Source organism: Flavobacterium sp. R1_16 (genome assembly GCF_057652095.1).
The window spans coordinates 209,884-228,883 of record NZ_JBYFCG010000003.1 but is presented as its reverse complement, the minus strand read 5'-3'; the positions used below and the strand labels follow the sequence as shown (position 1 = coordinate 228,883).

The following is a 19,000-nucleotide window of genomic DNA, read 5'->3' as shown; positions in this document are numbered from 1 at the left end:
GACTAAAATCAAACTATGATAAACCCATCAGCAGCAGGTTGGATAGACAAATTTTTTATTGAACAAAAGTTTACAAAGCAATCTGTTTCTAATAATTATGATGACTTTTATTATAATGTTAGAAAAACTGGATTTATTTACGGACATATCATTTCAATTGATACGACTACTCCCATTCCAATTGATGATTGGTTCAAATCAGAAATTTCCAAACTAGCCTTATTAAACAGCTTGTATAACGTTTATTGTTTGACAAAAAAAGAAATTGACTCAACCACTTTTATCTCTCAAGCAGTACTCTTTTATAATCAAATGAGCCCACAGGGTTTTAACTTATTTGAAAAAATATTACCTAAAAATACACCTTCACTAACCTTAGAAAAAATTATTGACGAACGGGTTCAAACAAATGAAAATATAGTAAGCAAAAACTTTTCTCATCTTGTGACCAATGCTTTGTTGTTTGTTGATGTTTTGGCTTTTCATCAATATTTAATTCATGGTTCAATTCCTGAAAAATACTTAAAGAAAATTGAAGAAACAGTTGTAAACGTGGTAACCTTAGCCTTAAAAACAAAATTAAATAAATCGCAGCATGATGATTTATTAATCAAACTCTTTGAGGCATCCATTCGGTACAGTAAATTTTCTAAAGTTTCAACTCAAAGTCTAGAAGCATTGCAATTGGATTTTTTTACCAATGATTTAGAAAAAAAATACATAATCGATATTGCTGGAATGGCATTATGGAGTGACGGAGTCATTGAAAATAACGAAGCCTTTTTTTTACATAAATTAGCCGAAACCATTTCTATTTCAGATGATTTTGTAAAACAAAGTATCTTGGAAACAGATCATTTTATTACAAAATATAAAAGTGAAATTCCTTATTTTAATTATTCAAATCCAGTAAAACATTTTTACGATCACACCACCCAAGGGGTAATTACCTTAATCACTCGGAATAAAAAAAGATTAGTAAAAGAAATTATTCAAAGTAAAGAATTAATGATTCTGCTCGCCTATTCTACTCGAAGAGATTTGAATGAAAAAGAAAAGAAAAAAGTAAAAAAACAGCTATTAGACATTTGCAAAACAATTCCTTCTCTTACTATTTTTTTACTGCCAGGAGGAAGTTTATTACTTCCAATACTGATTAAATTTATACCTACTCTATTGCCTTCTGCTTTCAATGAAAACTTAGATGATTAATACGACTGAATCCAAGAAAAATTTTCTAAATTAATTCTTTCTTTTTCATTTGTAATGAACTGCAAATAAGCTGAGGCAATTGGGCTTAATTTTTTTCCTTTGAGCCAAATCAATCTCCAGTTGGTAATAATTGGTAACCCTTTTACTGGCAAAATTTGAATGTCTTCTTTTTCTAATTCATTTTTTAAACCAATTAAAGGCATAATTGATAATCCAAGACCAGCAATAACAGCCTGTTTAACAGCTTCATTTGATGTTAATTGCAATTTCATTTTAGCTTTAATTCCTTTATCAGTCATGAATTTTTCCATCGAAATTCTTGTAGCTGAACCGTCTTCTCTGTAAATGAGAGGAATTTCAGAAAGCAAATTATCAATTTTGATTTTTTGATTTACTGCAGTTTTTTTATTCCCAACTAGAAATAACTTATTTTGCATCAAAATTTGAGATTCAACTTGAATGTCATTGGGTATTATAGATACAAGAGCAAAATCTACTTCATTGTTTTTTAGCGATTTAATTACCTTCGACTTGTTGGTAACATCCATTTCAATTTCTATTCCTTTGTTGTTATTGGCAAACTCAGATAGAAAGTAGGGCATCACATATTTGCCCGTTGAAACCACAGAAATTTTAAGTTTACCTGACAAAATTCCTTTATAGGCTAGCGTTTTATAGTTAATTGCATTCACTTCTTCTAAGATTCGTTCAGCAGCTATTGCAATTTCTTTCCCAAAATCGGTCACGTACAATTGCCTTCCTATAATTTCTGTCAGAGGAATTTCAAATTGATCTTGTAAATTTTTTAGCTGTATAGAAACTGCAGGTTGAGTCAAATGCAATTCCTCAGCTGCCTTTGTAATGCTCTTCGTTTCAGTGATTTTCAAAAAAACTTGTAGTTGGTGTAAAGTATAGTTCATAAAATACATTTATATATATCATTACAAATATAAATAAAAATATATAAATAAATCTTTTCAATTTTGTGCCGACATAAATCAAAAAGAATTTTACAATGAAAGAATTTTTAAATCTAAATCACGACAACATCAAATTGACACTGATTGTAATAAGTCTCCTCTTGGGTGTACTATTGAGTGTCAAATATGAAGGAAACCTAGCAACTGTGGGTTTCTTAGGATTAATAATACTTATTTGTGTATTTCAATTAAAAAAAATGAAAATTAAACTTTAATAAATACTATGGACAATCAATACAACATCAAATTAATAGATAGTGTTTTTACACCATCTGAAGCTGGAAAAGTTCTCATATCGTTGATAAATAATAAAATTAATTATCACAATCTCGAGGATTTCAGTAACCACATCCGTTTTAACAATACTCTTTCTCATTCTAAAAAGAGAGTACAAGAACTAAATGAAGCAAAAGATGAGATTGATAAAATTGTTGAATTAGCAAAAGCAAATGGGGTCAACTTGACTGTAAACAGTTTTATAGAAATTAAGTTCAGCAAATAAACCATGTTTCAAGGTAGAAAATTACTTATAGCAACCAAGCACAAAAAAGAAGAAGTTATCGCTCCTATTTTAGAAAAAGAATTTGGAGTTCAGTGTCACACCTCAAACTCGTTTGACACTGATTTACTAGGAACGTTTTCAGGAGAAATACCCAGAAAAGAAGACGCCTTAACAACTCTTCGAGCAAAGTGTTTTCTATCATTAGATACAACTAATTGCGATTTAGTAGTCGCCAGTGAAGGCTCATTTGGTTCGCATCCAGTAATTTTCTTCGCACAAGCTAATGAAGAAATAATCATGTTGATGGACACTAAAAATGACTTAGAAATAGTAGTTAGAGAAATCAGCACAGAAACAAATTTTAATGCCTCTGAAGTAAAAAATGAACTAGAATTAATGGAATTTGCTTATAAAGTACAATTTCCTTCACATGGTCTTATTTTGAAACCCTCTGAAAATAATTTTTCTAAAATAGTCAAAGGCATTACTGATGAAATTACTTTAAAGAAAAGTTTCAAAGAAATGATAGACGAATTTGGAACAGCCTATGTCGAAACTGATATGAGAGCTTTGTACAATCCAACACGAATGAAGTTGATTGAAAAAACTACTTTAAAGTTAGTCGAGGCAATGCATTCAAAATGCCCTGTTTGTAGCACTCCTGGTTTTGTTATTACGGATTCAAATTCAGGTTTACCATGCAACTCGTGTAAATTGCCAACTCGTTCTATTTTAAGTTATATTTCAAAATGTAAGAAATGTGATTATACTTTAGAAAAATTATATCCAAATAAAAAAACAACTGAAGATCCAATGTATTGTGATTTTTGCAATCCTTAAAACGAATAATGTCACTATTATCTACCGATATTAATAAAGCCGTTCAAATTTTAAATCAAAATGACCTTGTAGCGATACCTACAGAAACAGTCTATGGTTTAGCTGGAAATATTTACAGCGAAAAAGCCATAAAAAAAATATTTGAATTAAAAAAAAGACCCCTGTATAATCCTTTAATTGTTCATGTGAGCTCATTGCAACAACTAGACGAATTAGTTGATGACATTCCAAAAAAAGCCAAGATACTGGCAAATACGTTCTGGCCAGGTCCTTTGACAATGGTTCTAAAAAAGAAAGAAATAGTTCCTGATAGCGTTACGGCAGGAAAGACCACTGTAGCTGTTCGAATTCCGAATCATCCCATTACATTACAGCTATTACAATCACTTGATTTTCCATTAGCAGCACCAAGTGCCAATTTATTTGGATTGATAAGTCCTACTAATGCAGAGCATGTGGCAGAGTACTTCAAAGATGATTTACCTATGATTTTAGATGGAGGAAATTGTCAAAACGGAATAGAATCCACCATCATTGGATTTGAAAACAATGAAGCTGTTTTATATCGGCTAGGTTCGCTCTCTATTGAAGATATTGAGAATGTAATTGGTACCATTAAAATTAAAAACAATAAAGAAAAAAATCCAGATGCCCCCGGAATGTTATCCAAGCATTATGCACCTACAACGCCTACGTTTTTGGCAGAGGATATAACATCATTTATCCAAAAAAATAAAGATAAAAAGATAGGATTGCTACTCTTTAATCATCCAATAAACAGTGATATGATACAGCATCAAGAAATTTTATCGAAGGATGGCGATTTAAAAGAAGCAGCCGCAAATTTATATGCTGCTCTGCACCGACTTGATAAAATGAATTTAGACATCATCATAGCCCAGATATTTCCTGATTTAGGTCTGGGAAAATCAATAAATGATAGATTAACACGTGCAACTAAAAAATAAATTAACTATGAATTTAGACTTACTTTTTGATAATTTAACGAACCCTGCATTACTATTTTTCTTATTAGGAATTATTGCAACTAGATTAAAAAGCGACTTAGAAATCCCTAACAATACATCAAAATTCATTTCCTTGTATCTATTATTTTCAATAGGTTTTAAGGGTGGACAAGAATTAGCCCATAGCGATTTTCATGTTGAAATTATATGGTCAATCCTTTTTGGAGTGCTCATCGCGATTATAATACCCTCCTACTGTTTTTTTATTTTAAAACGTAAATTTAATATTGAAAATTCAGGAGCTATTGCTGCTGCTTATGGCTCAGTCAGTGCAGTAACATTTGTCACTGCGATAACTTTTTTAGAAATTCAAAAATACACCTTCAGTGGACATATGGTTGCCGTTATGGCATTAATGGAAGCTCCTGCAATAATTATCGCGGTAATACTAATGCGATTGTATAAAAAAGAGGATGTTACTTCAACCAAATTAAGTTCGGTTATAAAACATTCATTAACAAATGGAAGCGTGATATTAATTTTAGGAAGTTTGATTATTGGCCTTATGGCAAGTGAACAACAGGCAATGGGTATAAAACCATTTACAACTGATATTTTTAAAGGATTCCTCGCAATTTTTTTACTTGACATGGGTATAGTAAGCGGAAAAAAACTGAATGATTTCTTTAAAAGCGGTTGGTTTTCAGCACTTTTTGCAATAATAATTCCTCTTTTAAATGGATGTGTTGTTGCCTTTTTAAGTCAAATGATTACGTCAAATGTTGGAGATCGATTTATTTTTGCAATTCTAGCTGCTAGTGCTTCATATATAGCTGTTCCAGCTGCAATGAAAATAGTTGCTCCAAAGGCAAACCCTGGATTATTTCTTCCTATGGCACTAGCAGTTACCTTTCCTTTTAATATTACTTTTGGTATGCCTATCTACTTGTCGGTTATCTTGAATACTTAAAATTTACTAGACTGAAAACTTTAAACGATACACTTCGTCTAATTCTGAATTGGAACTCATATTTACTCCTAAATCTGTTACATATCCAGAATTTAGTCCGTAAGTCCATCCATGTAAGGTTAAATCTTGGCCATTCCTCCATGCATTTTGAACAATGGAGGTTTTGGCTAAATCAAAAACCTGCTCTTGAGCATTTACCTCAACAAACTTATTGAAACGTTCATCCTCATCAGTTATAGAATTTAAATAATCTTCATGTAGTCTATAAACATCTTTTATGTGTCTGATCCAATTGTCAATTAAGCCTATGGATTGATTTCCCATGGCAGCTTTAACACCACCACATCCGTAATGTCCACATACAATAACATGCTTTACTTTCAAAACATTTACTGCATAATCAAGAACACTAAGCATGTTCATATCGCTATGAATCACCATATTAGCAATGTTTCTATGAACAAAAACTTCACCTGGTTTTGCGCCAATAATTTCATTAGCAGGTACACGACTGTCTGAACAACCTATCCAAAGCAACGGCGGTTGTTGTCCTTTTGCTAGGTCTTTAAAATATTCTTTATCAATTGCTAATTGAGTTTCGACCCACTTTTTATTGTTGTCAAGTATTTTTTTATAAAAATCTGCATCCATGATTCTATTGTTTTAATTAATCGAATTGTATATCCTTTTTTTCAACGACTTCTAATTTTCGCTTCATTACATTGTATTTGTGTTCAAATGTAACAGTATTTTTATAATCATCGCTATTTTCTAAATTATATGCTTTTTTAAAGCCAACTAATTTAACATTAATATTCGATTCTTTAGATTTTATCTTTTCAAATTCATAAATCAAATCCAATACATCATGTGCAATATAAACGGTATCACTAGCATTGATAACCACTTTTGAATTTTCAGGCAGCTCATTTAAAGTAGCTTTTATTGCTGATTTATTTAAAAAGGAAACCTCCTGTGCCAAGTCGATATGAATAATATCTCCTTCTTGATATTCTTCTTTTCTAAATTTATAAGCCCGTTTAGAATTACCAATTAGTATGAATAAAACATTAACAATCATTCCTAACGCCACACCTTTTAGTAAATCTGTAAAAACTACTGCTAGAAAAGTCAACATAAAAGGAATAAACTGAAAGACTTTATCTTTTTCCCAAAAATGGCGTATCGTCTTAGGATTAGCAAGTTTATAACCAACTAGCAATAAAACAGAAGCCAAAGTCGCTAATGGTATCTTGTTCAAAATAGCAGGAATCGTTAAAACACTTATTAATAAAAGTAGTCCATGAATAATCGCCGACATCTTTGATTTAGCTCCAGCTGCATTATTAGCAGAGGTTCTTACAACAACAGATGTCATAGGTAAACCACCTAACAATGAGCTAGCTATATTACCTATACCTTGTGCTTTAAGCTCTACGTTGGTATCTGTATATCTCTTTTGAGAATCCATTCTGTCCGAAGCCTCGATACAAAGTAAAGTTTCAATTGAGGCGACAATAGCTATTGTAAGAGCTACAATCCAAACATTTGAATTTGAAATTGCTGAAAAATTTGGAGTTATTATTATGTTTTTCAGTTCATCTAATGTTTGGGGAATGGGTAGACGTACTAAATGATCGGATGTGATGATTAATGCATTTCCGGATTGAATAAAAAATTCATTCAATGCAATACTAACGATAACAGCAATTAATGCTGGTGGAATTAATTTAATTTTTTTTAGAAAATCTATTTTAGTCCAAATTATTAATATTGATAATGATAGTAAGGTTACGACTATTGAACCCAATTGAATATGATTGAAAACTTCTAATAATCCCGAAAAAGTATTTTCTCCGTCAAGCTGAAAAAAAGATTCATCACCTTCAAAATCAGGGTCGTAACCAAATGCATGCGGAATCTGTTTTAAAATAATGATTACCCCAATTCCCGCTAGCATTCCTTCTATTACATTGTTTGGAAAATAATTTGAAATTGTGCCTGCTTTTATAAAGCCTAGAATAAGTTGAATAACTCCAGCAATTAAAACCGATAAAAGAAATGTGTTAAAAGATCCTAAATCTGTTATTGCTGTTAGCACAATAGCTGTCAAACCTGCAGCTGGACCCGATACACTTAAATGTGATTGACTAAGATAGCCCACAACTATCCCGCCTATTACTCCAGAAATAATTCCTGAAAATAATGGTGCCCCGCTTGCTAATGCAATACCGAGACAAAGTGGCAATGCCACAAGAAAAACCACTAAACCTGAAGAAAAATCAGATTTAAGGTTTGCAAAAAGATTAATTTTTTTTGTCATTTACCCATGAATTAATTGAATACGAAACTGTCTTTCACAAATTGTGAAAAATCTCAAATTAGGTATTACATTAATTCTGGTGGAGGAGAAAATATTTCGTCAGCAACATTATCATGACGAGACAAGTTTTCAGAAACAATTATTGTATTTGGATTTATTTTTGAGTCCAACAAATGATACTCTGAACTTTCTTTTACAGCAGCTTTTATTTCATTATAACTCTTATGAACTTCTTCTTCAGAAAAACTATAAAAAAGAGAAATATCCGTATTCTTTTCTATTAACGTAACAATAGTTGGTGTTGATAGAAAAGTAACAAATACAAATAGTATTGATACTGCTATTAATTTCATAGTTGCAAAAGTAACTTTTCATCTGTTCAATTGAAGTCTATTATATAATTTTTAACATTAATTAATCGAAATGTTATAAATTAAAACCTATCAATAAAGCCATAAGTTAAATTGATAATTTTATATTTGCATATAAATATTAAGTATGACAATTACACAATTAAAATATGTTTTAGCAGTAGCTGAACATAAAAATTTCACACTCGCAGCCGAAAAATGTTTTGTTACTCAACCTACTTTGAGTATGCAAATTCAAAAAATTGAAGAAGAATTAAATATTCAAATTTTTGACCGAACAAAAAAACCAATTCAACTTACTGACATAGGTCTCAAAATTGTTACTCAGGCTAAAAATATTGTCAACGAGGCAGATAGAATTCAAGATATTGTAGAACAACAAAAAGGATTCATCGGAGGTGAATTTAGATTAGGAATAATCCCAACTATTATGCCTACTCTATTGCCAATGTTTTTGAATAATTTTATAAAAAAATACCCAAAGGTAAAGCTGATTATTGAGGAGTTGAATACCGATGAAATCATCACAAAACTCAATAATGGTCATCTTGATGCAGCAATAGCAGCCACCCCGTTGATGGAAGAAAAAATAAAAGAAATTGTCTTGTATTTTGAACCATTTGTTGCATACATCCCTGAAAGTCATCATCATTTTCAGAAAAAAGAAATTGAAGTTTCAGATTTAAATTTGGACGATATTTTACTATTGCAAGATGGACATTGCTTTCGTGATGGAATATTGAATTTGTGTAAAAACAATACAAAAAATGATTCCAATCGTTTTCAAATAGAAAGTGGAAGTTTTGAAACTTTAATCAAATTAGCTGATGAAGGGCTTGGAACTACCTTGCTACCGTATTTACACACAATGGATTTGAAAGAAAGTGATAAATTAAAATTAAGACATTTTAAAGAGCCCAAACCCGCACGAGAAGTCAGTCTCATATTTCCCAAAAGCGAGCTTAAAATACAAATTATAGATGCCTTGCGTTCTACAATAATGGGGGTAATAAAAGGCGCTATTGTTTTTCAAAATGTAGAAATTATTAGTCCAAAACCTATAAAATAAAAAAGGAGCTTAAGCTCCTTTTTTACTACTGTTAACTTACAATAGCAATATATTGTCGCAACTCAGGATGTTCCGTCGAGGTAAAGTTTTGCAACCATTTTTTTAACTGTTCAATTTCGTAAGGCAATAAGTTTTTTAATGCTTTTCTCAATTCTTTACAAAAAAGAACTGGATCAAAACTCACTCTCTCGAGCACAGATTTGGTGTAATCGTAGATCATTCTAGGCATAACAATAAGATTTAGGGGTTATCTTAAATAAGAACGTGAGGTAAAAGTAAAATAAAAAAACGTAACCTCCAACAAAAAGAGTTAAAAAAAATCGATAAAATACATAAAAACACGTTTATTGACGTTAATTAACATTATTTTTAGAGAAATATCTTACTTAAATCATAAAAAACAATACTGCTTTTTTATAGAAAATGTAGTACAATAACAAAAAAGAGTCGTTTGCAATTATTTTTTTAGCTGTTTATATAGACAAGACATCTCCTTAGCTCTGGTTTTTCAATGGTATACATCAAAAGCCATTCTGTAAGTTGCTCAATTTCATAAGGTAAAAGTATTTTTAGGGCTTTCTCAAGTTCTTTACAAAACAATTGAGAATCAAAACTTACCGTTTCTAGTATATTTTTGGTGTAGGCCAACATGGTGTTTTTCATAACTATTTTTGAGTTGTATGAGCGTCAATTAAAGAAATTAAAGTATACTAATTAAGCATCCAAATTTATAGAAAATCCTAATTGTTTTTAAAAATTAAATGTTAATTGGGAAATAATTTAAAGTCAAAAAAAATTATGATTTTAGCGCCCGAAACATTTCTCTTTTACCAGGAGGACCATCTAATTTTTCGACGATAAAACCTACTTCTTGCATGCTTCTTTTAACTACACCTCGAGCAGCATAGGTTACAAGAACCCCTTCACTTTTCAAAGCGTTATACATACTTCTAAAAATTGATGTGCTCCAAAGCTCAGGTTGTACCCTATATCCAAATGCATCAAAATATATTAAATCATATAGTTGAATATCTGATATAGTTTCAAAAAATTGCTTTCTTTTTGTTAATGTAAAAGCGTTAGACAGTCTACACTTCTCTTCCCAATTACAAGAATGCATTTTCTCAAAAATTGCACTTTCTGTTTGAGCATCTAACTCTTGAACATAATTCATAGATTGTACTTCACTACTCGAAACTGGATAGGCCTCTACCCCAACATAATCAATAAGTTGATTTCTTTTTTGCGATTCTAAATACGTAATAAAACAGTTTAAACCAGTTCCAAAACCTACTTCCAATATAGAAACTTGTTTATCTTGAAATAGCAAAAGACCGTTTTTTATAAAAACATGTTGTGCCTCCTGTATAGCACCATGTTTAGAATGATAACATTCATCCCATTCTTCTATTTGGATAGTAGTTGAACCGTCGAGAGTTTGTATAATTTTTCTTTTCATGCTCGAATAATGTTGCTATTTAGAAATCATGATTCACAAATTTTTATCAAAAGTAACAATGTATAATTCTAATAAAACTATGTTTCGTTAAATATTTCATATAAATTTAAACTAATCGTTTCTCTTTTTTAAAATATAAACAAATCATCATTAAACACTATAAATAATAGGATTTTGGCAAGGATTTTGCTAATTTTTATTTAATTTTGCACAACACGACGTATCGTTTAACTACAAATAATTCTATTCAAGCAACAAAAAATATCATACTTATGAGTGCTACTCAAACCACAAAAATTGAAATAACAAGAGCAACCACTTCAAAAATAAACGATGTAGATTTCGACAACTTGAGTTTTGGAGCTGTATTTACAGATCATTTATTTGAATGTGATTTTAAAAATGGGGAATGGCAAAAACCTGTTATAAAGCCTTATGCTCCTTTTTTATTAGATCCATCCGCTAAAGTTTTCCACTATGGTCAAGCCATTTTTGAAGGAATGAAAGCCTACAAAGATGACAATGACGACATTTGGCTCTTTAGACCTGATGAAAATTTTAAACGATTTAATAATTCAGCTGTAAGAATGGCAATGCCTGAAGTGCCTGAAGATATCTTTATGGAGGGTTTGAATCAACTATTAAAATTGGATGAAGCTTGGATTAAAAAAGGCAAAGGAAATACAATGTATATTAGACCTTTTATGATTGCTACAGGAGCAGGTGTTGTTGCTAATCCATCTGATGAATACAAGTTTATGATTATTCTATCGCCTGCAAAAGCATATTATTCAGGTGAAGTAAAAGTGATTATTGCAGAGCATTTTAGTAGGGCTGCAAACGGTGGAATTGGGGCAGCAAAAGCTGCAGGAAATTATGCCGCTCAGTTTTATCCAACAAATTTGGCTAATAAAGCAGGCTTCCAACAAGTTATTTGGACTGATGATGCTACGCATACAAAACTTGAAGAAGCAGGAACTATGAATGTTTTCTTTAGAATTAATGATACTCTACTCACTGCTCCTGTTAGCGAGAGAATTCTCGATGGAGTAACTAGAAAAACACTTATAGATTTAGCAAAAAGTCAAGGCATACCAGTAGAAGTTCGTCCTGTCTTAGTAGCTGAGCTTGTTGAAGCTTCGAAAAATGGAACTTTAAAAGAAATTTTTGGAGCAGGTACAGCAGCTGTTGTTAACCCTATTGTTGGCTTTTCATACAAAGAGGAATATTTTGAACTCCCAAAAACTGAAAATACTTATGCATCTCAACTCAAAAATCAATTAACAGATATTCAGCATAAATTGTCTGAGGACACTTTCGGTTGGACCGTTAAAATTTAGTTTTTTAAACTATTAAAACAAATAAGCGATTTCAATTTGAAATCGCTTATTTGTTTTTACAACATTGACAAAAAACTATTTTAGTATTTTTGAGAAATCAGGTTTAAAATAATTTGGTCCTTTCATTACTTTTCCATCTTCTCTATAAATAGGTTTTCCGTCTTCTCCTAATTTACTCATATTACTTCTTTGAATTTCATCAAAGACCTCTTCAATTTTATGTTGTAAACCATGTTCAATGATTGTACCACACAAAATATACATCATATCGCCAAGTGCATCTGCAATTTCAATTAAATCGTTATTTTGAACTGCTTCTAAATATTCTTCATTTTCTTCTTTCATTAAATTGAAACGAAGTATATTCTTTGTTTCTCCTAAATCTGCTCTTGGAGTTTCGCTATGTCCAATTGCAAAAGCAGTATGAAATTCTTTAACGGCGTTAAGTTGTTTTTGCATAATTAGTTTGTTATTGATTTCCTGCAAAATAATAACTTTTGTTTATTATTGTCTATTTTTGTAAAAAATAAATTAAAGTTATGTTTAGTACGGGGCAGTTGATTTTTGCGATTTTGTTCTTAATTTCTTTTGTAATAATTATTGTTTTCTCTTATAGGAAGGATACTATTATCCATCAGAAATTTTACAAAGGAAGTTATAAGGTTTTAATAGCTTTCTTAGTTTTCATATTCCTACTTTTTGTTATTAAAATAACTATGAAACGGTAATTAATTGATAATGATAAATATCACTATAAATAGTGATGTTTTTATTAAATAATTTATTTTAAATTGCAAAAGTTTTTTATGAACAAGGATTATGAGAAATTTTGAAAAATCTGATTTAAAATATTCTTATAAATGGGATGAAAGTAAGAACATTGATTGTACGAAGAAAATCCGTTTTTACGATACTTACATTTTAGATACTGAAGATGGCTATGCAGTACTTCAGTTTATAAATAGTTACATGAATTTAAAAAACTATTCTATGATAAGTACTTTTCACAAAATTGAAAAAGCTATCAAAGAAGATCTTCCTAATACTAAGAACGGTCACAACAAAATTAAGCGTTGGCTCAACGAAAACTATTTTTTCTAAGACAAAGATAATTCATTAAAAAATCCTCAAACAGCTAAACGCTATTTGAGGCTTTTTATATTTATTGACTTCTTTTTAATTTTCTAAAGGTAAAAAACTGAAATTTTTAGAGTAGCTCAACATTTGTTCAACGAAAGTTTTAGGTTGTTGTACACTAATAGAAATAATCTTTCCCTTCTTGTCAAATTTAGGAACTAGTATTGGATTCACAAATCCGCTATATGGTGGTGAAGTAAATTGCTTGTTTCGCTCTAAAACTTCAGCATGTAATTGTTGATTTACTTTTACTCCATAATTCTCAACTAAAGCTTTACCTGCTTCGTAATCACCTTCAGATTTGATACGTTGAACTTCTCTTAATAATTGACCAAATAATTCATGAAGCTTATCATAATCCGTTATGTTAAAATACGTTTTACCATTACGAGTTAATTTTTCTATTACATTGTCTTTTTGTCCTTTTTCAAAAACCCAAGCACTTACCCACTGACGATTTCTCATGTGAGCTTCTTCTATGTTAGAACCTAATTCTAAACGAATTAATTGTGTCATTAATCCATTTCGGATGTAGCTGTCATAGGATTCCATTCCCATTTTTTTCCAATCATCAACCAAACCTAATTCTTGTAATTTTGGGCTATAGGCATAATATAAACCTACTAAATCAGCTCTGCCTTCTTCAAGAGTTGATGCATAACTTTTTAAAGTTTCTTTTGGAGTTCCAACTCCTGGGTTTATCTGACCAGATGCATGTCCCACTACTTCGTGCAAGGCGGTATGTAATTTATCACCAATCTCTCCATATTTTTTTGCTAATTCAATTTCTTCTTCGTCGTTTGCAAATTCTTGCAGCCTTCCCTTTCCTCCCGATTTATTATAAGACTCAATAATATTCCCCAAAGAAACTGATTTAGAACCATAAGCTGCTCTAATCCAATCTGCATTAGGAAGGTTAACTCCTATGGGTGTACTTGGAGACGAATCACCAGATTCTCCTGCAACAATAACTGTTTTATAGGAAATTCCAACTACATTTTTCTTTTTATGATTGGGTAACAAAGGTGAATTGTCCTCGAACCACTGAGCATTTTTTGAAACTACTTCCATTTTTGCAGACATGTCAAAATCTTTGATTTGCACAATACCTTCATAAGAACCTCTGTATCCAAGCGGGTCATTGTACACTTCAACAAAGCCATTGATGTAATCAATATTACCCTCTGTGGCTTGAAGCCAAGCAATATTATAGTCATCCCACGTTTTTAAATTTCCTGTTTTGTAGAAATCTATAAGTAAACCAAGAGCATCAGCCTGTTTTTTATTTTCAGCAACTCCCTTTGCTTTTTCTAACCAAAAAATAATTTTTTGAATAGCAGAACCATACATTCCATTGCTTTTCCATACTTTTTCTTCTAATTGTCCATTTGAATTGCGGATTAACTTTGAATTCAAACCGAAGGAATACGGTTTTTCTGGATCTGGACTTTTCATCTTAGCATAAAATTCTTCAACCTCTTTTGCAGTTATTCCTTTGTCATAAAAATTTATTGCAGAGCCTTCTAAAAGTCCTTTTGATTCATCAAGATTTACTCTTTTAGAATCAATATCATTAAAAAGAACATCAACAATTGAAGGTGCTAAACTCACTTTTGTTGCAACTAATAGTGCATTAAAGTAATCTTTCGAAAACTGAGGTTTAATTTTGTCATTAGAATAATGATGATGAATTCCATTTGAAAACCAAACACGCTTGAGGTAAATTTCAAAATTTTTCCAATCATTAGTAGTTTTATCTCCTTTGTAGTTTTGATAAATTTGCTCAAGCGCTTTTCTAATTTTTAAATTGTGTTTGTAATGTTGATCCCACATTATGTCTCTTCCTGCTGTTCCTGCTTGAGTCAAATAGTACACTAATTTTTGCTCATTAAGAGTTAAATTTTCCCAACCGGGAATTTGGTATCGCAGTACCTTTATATCGGCAAATTGATCTACAATGTATTCAAATGGAGCTTCATTGGCTTTTTTAATTTCCTTAGTTTTTGTTACTTGTGAGTTACAAATAAATGAAACTGAGGTTGCTAGTAAAACAGCTGTAATTTTAAAAATTTTCATTAGTATTGAATTAAATTATTTCTATAGTAAATAGTAAACAAATATACTTATTCTTTGAATATATCATAAAAATCAAATCAATAATCTATCAAAATTTTAATTTTAACAAAACAAATACGAAATCCAATACTACAATTAAATGTTGGTATTCAAAATAATTTTAAAATGTTTTTTCAAACATATACAGTGCATTTCTTCATATCATAATTTTAATTTTTTTCGTTTCTATAACTCAGAATCCTAATAAAATTTCTAACTTTACAAAAGCAAACAGTCATTTCGCATGAAAATTCTAAAATATATTTTTCTTCTTATTCTACTTGCTTTTTTTGCATTAACAGTATTTGTAGCTACTCAAAAAGGAAATTTTAACGTTTCGCGAAGCATCATAATTAAATCTCCAAAGTCAACAGTATTTAATTATGTAAACGATTATAGAAATTGGGAAACATTTGGCTCATGGAAAAAAGATGATCCTGATATGAAATTTTACTACCCTGCTACAACGTCGGGAAAAGGAGGTTCATATTCTTGGAAAGGAAATGATGGAGATGGTGATATGAAAACTATTGCTGTGAAAGAAAATGCAAGTATACACCAAAAAATGAATTTTAATGGCTCCACTTCAGACGTATTTTGGACATTCAAAGATACAGTTGGAGGCACAAAGGTTACATGGAGTTCTGTGGGTTCTATGAATTTTGATTTTAAAATTTTCAGCTTTTTTAAAGGAGGCGCCGACAAAGTTATTGGTACTATGTATGAAAAAAGTTTGATTAATCTAGACAAAACGCTTGATTACGAATTGAATACCTATTCTATCAAAGTAATAGGTTCGGTTAATAAATTAGGTTGTTTTTACTTAAGACAAACAATTACAAGTACAATAAGTAATGTACCTAAAAATCTGAGAATCATGATTCCAAAGCTTATTCATTTTTTTAAGAAAAATAAGCTTGCCATGTACGGAAAACCATTTGTTATTTATCACACTTACGACACTGCAAATGGAATTACGAAACTGTCTGTTTGCATTCCAATAAAAGAAGCCGTTTTTACGAGTGAAGGAAGCGACATCACTTCTGGAAGACTATATCCCTTTCAGGCAGTAAAAACAATTTTAACTGGTGACTACTCTCACAGTAAAGAAGCTTGGAAAAAAACTTTTGATTACATATCTAAAAATAATCTATCCCAAAATACTGCTATCCCCTATTTAGAATTGTATTCTAAAAATATGGATCAAATTGCAAATCCCTCGCAATGGATTACTGAAATTTATATTCCGATACAACCAAAATCTGTGGTAGTTTATAAACCCAAACCTGAAGAAGTAACACCTGCAGCTCCCGTTGAGACTCCTACTGAAAATGCAACTCCATAAATTATTTTTTTAAGGAATTTAAACTTTTTTCATTAGTTGCATTCTAATAGAAAATATTTCTTTGGAAGAAAAAGATTTCATACAAAAACTATTGAATCCTAAAACGCAGAATGAGGCGTTTCGAATGCTCTTGAATCAATATCAAAAGCCTTTGTACAATCATATAAGAAATATTGTTCTCAATCACGATGATGCTGATGATGTATTACAGAATACTTTCATAAAAGTGTTTCAGTATTTGAAAAACTTTAAAGGTGATAGTAAGCTTTTTTCATGGATATACCGTATTGCAACGAATGAAGCCATCACTTTTATAAATCAAAAAGCTAAAAAAAACGGTACGACAAGTGAAGCACTACAAACTAAAATAGTAGAAAATCTAAAATCGGATTCCTATTTTGATGGTAATGAGATTCAAATTAAACTACAAAAAGCCATCATCACACTTCCTGAAAAACAGCAATTAGTGTTTAAAATGAAATATTTTGAGGAAATGAAATATGAAGATATATCTGAAATTTTAGGAACTTCAGTTGGAGCATTGAAAGCTTCCTACCATCACGCTGTAAAAAAAATAGAGAACTATATGATCAGTAATTAAACCTTTTGAAAATAATACTGTCTAACGATTATGAATGATTTTGAATTAAATAAAGAACCTAAAATAGAATCGGGATTTAAAATTCCAGACCACTATTTTGATACTTTTTCAGACAAAGTAATACAACAGTTACCTGAAAATACCAAGAAAGTAATACCTATTTTTAGCAAAACACGGATATGGACAATTGCCATTGCAGCAGTGTTTGTAATTTCACTTTCTATTCCTATTTTTAACACTTTTAAAACTTCTGCAACTGAATTAGACAAGGAGACTCTAGAGAATTACCTTAGCAATCATGCCGAAATTTCTAACGATGACATAGTAGAACTACTAGATGAAGAGGATATTCAGAAAATGAAATTAGATTACACTATTGAAGATAAGACCATAGAAGATATACTTTCTACAAACTCTGATTTAGAAGAATACATCATAAACTAATAGAAATTAATTTTGATATAAAAATACGCATCATGAAAATCAATAAATGGCTCCCACTTTTTTTATTTTTAATTACCTTAAATGGATTTGCTCAATCTCGCCTGAAAGAGAAAAAAGAGCAGATTAGAGCTTTAAAAATAGCTTTTATTACAGACGAATTAAAACTCACCACTGATGAGGCTGCAAAATTTTGGCCCCTATACAATAATTTTGAAGAAAAACAGAGAGAATTGAAACAACAAAAAATTCGCTCTTACATGAAACGATTTGAAAGTAGTGAAGTCGAAAAAATGAGTGAAAAAGAGGCAACAACCCTTTTAAATCAGATGGAAAATAGCGAAGATGAAATGTATCAGCTTCGCAAAAAATTCGTGTCAAATTTAAGAGATGTATTGCCTCCTGTTAAAATTATTAAACTTAAAAAAGTAGAAGAGGATTTCAATCGCAAATTGTTAAAACAATATCGAGACCAAGGGATTCCTAAATAGTCTACTTTCAATCTATTATTTGTAAGTATTTAAAAAATCCGAGTCTAGAAATTCTACTTTTCCGGATGATAAATCATAGACTGCACCAACGATTTTGGTGTCTCCACTTTGTACGGCTTTAGTTAAAACAGGTTCCATGTTTTGTAATTGTTGAACTTGCATAGCCACATTAATTTTTACTGCATTCTCCACAAGATCTCCTTCATGTTTTTTAGCTAATTGGGCTGCAGGCTTTATTGCATTTATTAAAGTAACAATATGCCCAGGTACTTCTGGAACTTTACATGCTGCAGCTACTGCTCCACATTTGGTATGTCCTACAACAACTATTAATTTTGCTCCCAAAACAGCATTGGCAAACTCTATACTTCCCCAAGAAGCAAAAGACGATACTTGTCCTGCTGTCCTAATTATAAATAAATCTCCTAGACCTTGATCAAAAATAATTTCACTTGGAACTCTAGAATCAGAACATCCAACAATGACTGCAAATGGTTTTTGTCCAGTAGCTAATTCTTTTATTCTATCCTTACTTTGATGGGGTTTTATACTTTTACCTTCAACAAAACGTTTGTTTCCCTCTTTCAATAAATTCAAAGCTTGTTCTGCTGTAACTTGAGCATAAGAAGATGCCGAAAATACAATACTTAAAAAAGTTGTGGCAATTGTGGTCATTTTTTTCATGTCTAATTTGTTTTAATGTTTTGGCAAACATATAACAAGATTAAACATTAACATAATTAATGTTTTATATACAATGTATAAATATTTTTTATTTAATAAGTACTTCTTAAATAATTCATAAAGTTTAAAACAGCGTAAAGCAATCCTATTCA

At 30.7% G+C, this 19,000-nt stretch carries 22 protein-coding genes; 12 read left to right on the top strand and 10 right to left on the bottom strand.

Features of this window, described 5'->3' with window-relative positions; genetic code table 11:
* Window positions 1-15 precede the first annotated feature (15 nt).
* Window positions 16-1,212: an LETM1-related biofilm-associated protein gene (locus tag AC23L6_RS07195; RefSeq protein WP_487561355.1), complete on the top strand. Its 1,197-nt coding sequence runs from the start codon at window positions 16-18 to the stop codon at window positions 1,210-1,212.
* Here AC23L6_RS07195 and AC23L6_RS07190 read toward each other — a convergent pair.
* Window positions 1,209-2,132 (bottom strand): LysR family transcriptional regulator, encoded by a 924-nt coding sequence (locus tag AC23L6_RS07190; protein WP_487561356.1) that lies wholly within the window; start codon window positions 2,130-2,132, stop codon window positions 1,209-1,211. The two genes, AC23L6_RS07195 and AC23L6_RS07190, sit on opposite strands and share 4 nt — an antisense overlap.
* A gap of 283 nt (window positions 2,133-2,415) precedes the next feature.
* Between AC23L6_RS07190 and AC23L6_RS07185 the strand changes: the two genes are divergently transcribed.
* Genes AC23L6_RS07185 through AC23L6_RS07170 form a run of 4 tightly spaced genes read left to right on the top strand, consistent with a single transcriptional unit; the run spans window position 2,416 to window position 5,472 of the window.
* On the top strand, window positions 2,416-2,694 hold the full coding sequence (locus tag AC23L6_RS07185) for a hypothetical protein (protein WP_487561357.1): 279 nt from the start codon (window positions 2,416-2,418) through the stop codon (window positions 2,692-2,694).
* Window positions 2,695-2,697: 3 nt separating this feature from the next.
* A complete protein-coding gene (locus AC23L6_RS07180; RefSeq protein WP_487561358.1) occupies window positions 2,698-3,534 on the top strand; it encodes a DUF6671 family protein in 837 nt (278 codons plus the stop codon).
* 8 nt (window positions 3,535-3,542) lie between these two features.
* Complete coding sequence (locus AC23L6_RS07175; RefSeq protein ID WP_487561359.1) at window positions 3,543-4,502, top strand: L-threonylcarbamoyladenylate synthase; 960 nt, start codon at window positions 3,543-3,545, stop codon at window positions 4,500-4,502.
* Window positions 4,503-4,509: 7 nt separating this feature from the next.
* A complete protein-coding gene (locus tag AC23L6_RS07170; RefSeq protein ID WP_487561360.1) occupies window positions 4,510-5,472 on the top strand; it encodes a sodium-dependent bicarbonate transport family permease in 963 nt (320 codons plus the stop codon).
* 6 nt (window positions 5,473-5,478) lie between these two features.
* Here AC23L6_RS07170 and can read toward each other — a convergent pair whose 3' ends face one another.
* The 3 genes from can to AC23L6_RS07155 all read right to left on the bottom strand — a co-directional run bounded on the left by can (window position 5,479) and on the right by AC23L6_RS07155 (window position 8,148).
* The gene (can, locus tag AC23L6_RS07165) at window positions 5,479-6,123 is read right to left on the bottom strand and encodes a carbonate dehydratase (RefSeq protein ID WP_487561361.1); all 645 of its coding nucleotides are present in this window, start codon (window positions 6,121-6,123) and stop codon (window positions 5,479-5,481) included.
* A 16-nt stretch (window positions 6,124-6,139) separates the two neighbouring features.
* Window positions 6,140-7,795, bottom strand: a complete 1,656-nt coding sequence (locus tag AC23L6_RS07160) for a SulP family inorganic anion transporter (RefSeq protein WP_487561362.1) — start codon at window positions 7,793-7,795, stop codon at window positions 6,140-6,142.
* A 65-nt stretch (window positions 7,796-7,860) separates the two neighbouring features.
* Window positions 7,861-8,148: a hypothetical protein gene (locus tag AC23L6_RS07155; protein ID WP_487561363.1), complete on the bottom strand. Its 288-nt coding sequence runs from the start codon at window positions 8,146-8,148 to the stop codon at window positions 7,861-7,863.
* Window positions 8,149-8,293: 145 nt separating this feature from the next.
* Here AC23L6_RS07155 and AC23L6_RS07150 point away from each other — a divergent pair, with 145 nt between their 5' ends.
* Entirely contained in the window at window positions 8,294-9,235 is a 942-nt protein-coding gene (locus AC23L6_RS07150; RefSeq protein ID WP_487561364.1) for a LysR substrate-binding domain-containing protein, read from the top strand.
* Between the two features lie 31 nt (window positions 9,236-9,266).
* On the opposite strand, the gene AC23L6_RS07145 is transcribed toward AC23L6_RS07150, so the two are convergent.
* From AC23L6_RS07145 to mnmC2, 3 genes are all read right to left on the bottom strand, one after another.
* Complete coding sequence (locus tag AC23L6_RS07145; protein WP_487561365.1) at window positions 9,267-9,464, bottom strand: hypothetical protein; 198 nt, start codon at window positions 9,462-9,464, stop codon at window positions 9,267-9,269.
* A gap of 236 nt (window positions 9,465-9,700) precedes the next feature.
* A complete protein-coding gene (locus AC23L6_RS07140; RefSeq protein ID WP_487561366.1) occupies window positions 9,701-9,898 on the bottom strand; it encodes a hypothetical protein in 198 nt (65 codons plus the stop codon).
* 133 nt (window positions 9,899-10,031) lie between these two features.
* Complete coding sequence (gene mnmC2 / locus AC23L6_RS07135) at window positions 10,032-10,694, bottom strand: tRNA (5-methylaminomethyl-2-thiouridine)(34)-methyltransferase MnmC2 (RefSeq protein WP_487561367.1); 663 nt, start codon at window positions 10,692-10,694, stop codon at window positions 10,032-10,034.
* Window positions 10,695-10,966: 272 nt separating this feature from the next.
* Between mnmC2 and AC23L6_RS07130 the strand changes: the two genes are divergently transcribed.
* Window positions 10,967-12,034: a branched-chain amino acid aminotransferase gene (locus tag AC23L6_RS07130; RefSeq protein WP_487561368.1), complete on the top strand. Its 1,068-nt coding sequence runs from the start codon at window positions 10,967-10,969 to the stop codon at window positions 12,032-12,034.
* A 75-nt stretch (window positions 12,035-12,109) separates the two neighbouring features.
* On the opposite strand, the gene AC23L6_RS07125 is transcribed toward AC23L6_RS07130, so the two are convergent.
* Window positions 12,110-12,493, bottom strand: coding sequence for a pyrophosphohydrolase domain-containing protein (locus AC23L6_RS07125; RefSeq protein WP_487561369.1), 384 nt, complete (start codon window positions 12,491-12,493; stop codon window positions 12,110-12,112).
* 360 nt (window positions 12,494-12,853) lie between these two features.
* Here AC23L6_RS07125 and AC23L6_RS07120 point away from each other — a divergent pair, with 360 nt between their 5' ends.
* On the top strand, window positions 12,854-13,135 hold the full coding sequence (locus AC23L6_RS07120) for a hypothetical protein (protein ID WP_487561370.1): 282 nt from the start codon (window positions 12,854-12,856) through the stop codon (window positions 13,133-13,135).
* Window positions 13,136-13,210: 75 nt separating this feature from the next.
* Here AC23L6_RS07120 and AC23L6_RS07115 read toward each other — a convergent pair whose 3' ends face one another.
* Window positions 13,211-15,247: a dipeptidyl-peptidase 3 family protein gene (locus tag AC23L6_RS07115; protein WP_487561371.1), complete on the bottom strand. Its 2,037-nt coding sequence runs from the start codon at window positions 15,245-15,247 to the stop codon at window positions 13,211-13,213.
* Between the two features lie 283 nt (window positions 15,248-15,530).
* Between AC23L6_RS07115 and AC23L6_RS07110 the strand changes: the two genes are divergently transcribed.
* The 4 genes from AC23L6_RS07110 to AC23L6_RS07095 all read left to right on the top strand — a co-directional run bounded on the left by AC23L6_RS07110 (window position 15,531) and on the right by AC23L6_RS07095 (window position 18,164).
* On the top strand, window positions 15,531-16,631 hold the full coding sequence (locus AC23L6_RS07110) for an SRPBCC family protein (RefSeq protein ID WP_487561372.1): 1,101 nt from the start codon (window positions 15,531-15,533) through the stop codon (window positions 16,629-16,631).
* 124 nt (window positions 16,632-16,755) lie between these two features.
* Window positions 16,756-17,232, top strand: a complete 477-nt coding sequence (locus AC23L6_RS07105) for an RNA polymerase sigma factor (protein ID WP_487561601.1) — start codon at window positions 16,756-16,758, stop codon at window positions 17,230-17,232.
* Between the two features lie 30 nt (window positions 17,233-17,262).
* Window positions 17,263-17,676 carry a hypothetical protein gene (locus tag AC23L6_RS07100; protein ID WP_487561373.1) on the top strand — a complete coding sequence of 138 codons (414 nt, stop codon included), beginning with the start codon at window positions 17,263-17,265 and terminating at the stop codon, window positions 17,674-17,676.
* 32 nt (window positions 17,677-17,708) lie between these two features.
* A complete protein-coding gene (locus AC23L6_RS07095; RefSeq protein ID WP_487561374.1) occupies window positions 17,709-18,164 on the top strand; it encodes a sensor of ECF-type sigma factor in 456 nt (151 codons plus the stop codon).
* A gap of 15 nt (window positions 18,165-18,179) precedes the next feature.
* Here the strand turns inward: AC23L6_RS07095 and AC23L6_RS07090 are convergent, their stop codons facing one another.
* Window positions 18,180-18,848, bottom strand: a complete 669-nt coding sequence (locus tag AC23L6_RS07090; RefSeq protein ID WP_487561375.1) for a carbonic anhydrase — start codon at window positions 18,846-18,848, stop codon at window positions 18,180-18,182.
* Window positions 18,849-19,000 lie beyond the last annotated feature (152 nt).

What these genes read in the sequence shown, in the direction of transcription:
- AC23L6_RS07155 (WP_487561363.1), bottom strand. Translation starts at nt 8,148, where the DNA reads ATGAAATTAATAGCAGTATCAATACTATTTGTATTTGTTACTTTTCTA.
- AC23L6_RS07125 (WP_487561369.1), bottom strand. Translation starts at nt 12,493, where the DNA reads ATGCAAAAACAACTTAACGCCGTTAAAGAATTTCATACTGCTTTTGCA.
- AC23L6_RS07090 (WP_487561375.1), bottom strand. Translation starts at nt 18,848, where the DNA reads ATGAAAAAAATGACCACAATTGCCACAACTTTTTTAAGTATTGTATTT.
- AC23L6_RS07115 (WP_487561371.1), bottom strand. Translation starts at nt 15,247, where the DNA reads ATGAAAATTTTTAAAATTACAGCTGTTTTACTAGCAACCTCAGTTTCA.
- AC23L6_RS07175 (WP_487561359.1), top strand. Translation starts at nt 3,543, where the DNA reads ATGTCACTATTATCTACCGATATTAATAAAGCCGTTCAAATTTTAAAT.
- AC23L6_RS07130 (WP_487561368.1), top strand. Translation starts at nt 10,967, where the DNA reads ATGAGTGCTACTCAAACCACAAAAATTGAAATAACAAGAGCAACCACT.
- AC23L6_RS07095 (WP_487561374.1), top strand. Translation starts at nt 17,709, where the DNA reads ATGAAAATCAATAAATGGCTCCCACTTTTTTTATTTTTAATTACCTTA.
- AC23L6_RS07100 (WP_487561373.1), top strand. Translation starts at nt 17,263, where the DNA reads ATGAATGATTTTGAATTAAATAAAGAACCTAAAATAGAATCGGGATTT.
- AC23L6_RS07120 (WP_487561370.1), top strand. Translation starts at nt 12,854, where the DNA reads ATGAGAAATTTTGAAAAATCTGATTTAAAATATTCTTATAAATGGGAT.
- AC23L6_RS07160 (WP_487561362.1), bottom strand. Translation starts at nt 7,795, where the DNA reads ATGACAAAAAAAATTAATCTTTTTGCAAACCTTAAATCTGATTTTTCT.
- AC23L6_RS07110 (WP_487561372.1), top strand. Translation starts at nt 15,531, where the DNA reads ATGAAAATTCTAAAATATATTTTTCTTCTTATTCTACTTGCTTTTTTT.
- AC23L6_RS07105 (WP_487561601.1), top strand. Translation starts at nt 16,756, where the DNA reads ATGCTCTTGAATCAATATCAAAAGCCTTTGTACAATCATATAAGAAAT.
- AC23L6_RS07190 (WP_487561356.1), bottom strand. Translation starts at nt 2,132, where the DNA reads ATGAACTATACTTTACACCAACTACAAGTTTTTTTGAAAATCACTGAA.
- AC23L6_RS07185 (WP_487561357.1), top strand. Translation starts at nt 2,416, where the DNA reads ATGGACAATCAATACAACATCAAATTAATAGATAGTGTTTTTACACCA.
- AC23L6_RS07195 (WP_487561355.1), top strand. Translation starts at nt 16, where the DNA reads ATGATAAACCCATCAGCAGCAGGTTGGATAGACAAATTTTTTATTGAA.
- AC23L6_RS07145 (WP_487561365.1), bottom strand. Translation starts at nt 9,464, where the DNA reads ATGCCTAGAATGATCTACGATTACACCAAATCTGTGCTCGAGAGAGTG.
- mnmC2 (WP_487561367.1), bottom strand. Translation starts at nt 10,694, where the DNA reads ATGAAAAGAAAAATTATACAAACTCTCGACGGTTCAACTACTATCCAA.
- AC23L6_RS07140 (WP_487561366.1), bottom strand. Translation starts at nt 9,898, where the DNA reads ATGAAAAACACCATGTTGGCCTACACCAAAAATATACTAGAAACGGTA.
- AC23L6_RS07150 (WP_487561364.1), top strand. Translation starts at nt 8,294, where the DNA reads ATGACAATTACACAATTAAAATATGTTTTAGCAGTAGCTGAACATAAA.
- AC23L6_RS07180 (WP_487561358.1), top strand. Translation starts at nt 2,698, where the DNA reads ATGTTTCAAGGTAGAAAATTACTTATAGCAACCAAGCACAAAAAAGAA.
- can (WP_487561361.1), bottom strand. Translation starts at nt 6,123, where the DNA reads ATGGATGCAGATTTTTATAAAAAAATACTTGACAACAATAAAAAGTGG.
- AC23L6_RS07170 (WP_487561360.1), top strand. Translation starts at nt 4,510, where the DNA reads ATGAATTTAGACTTACTTTTTGATAATTTAACGAACCCTGCATTACTA.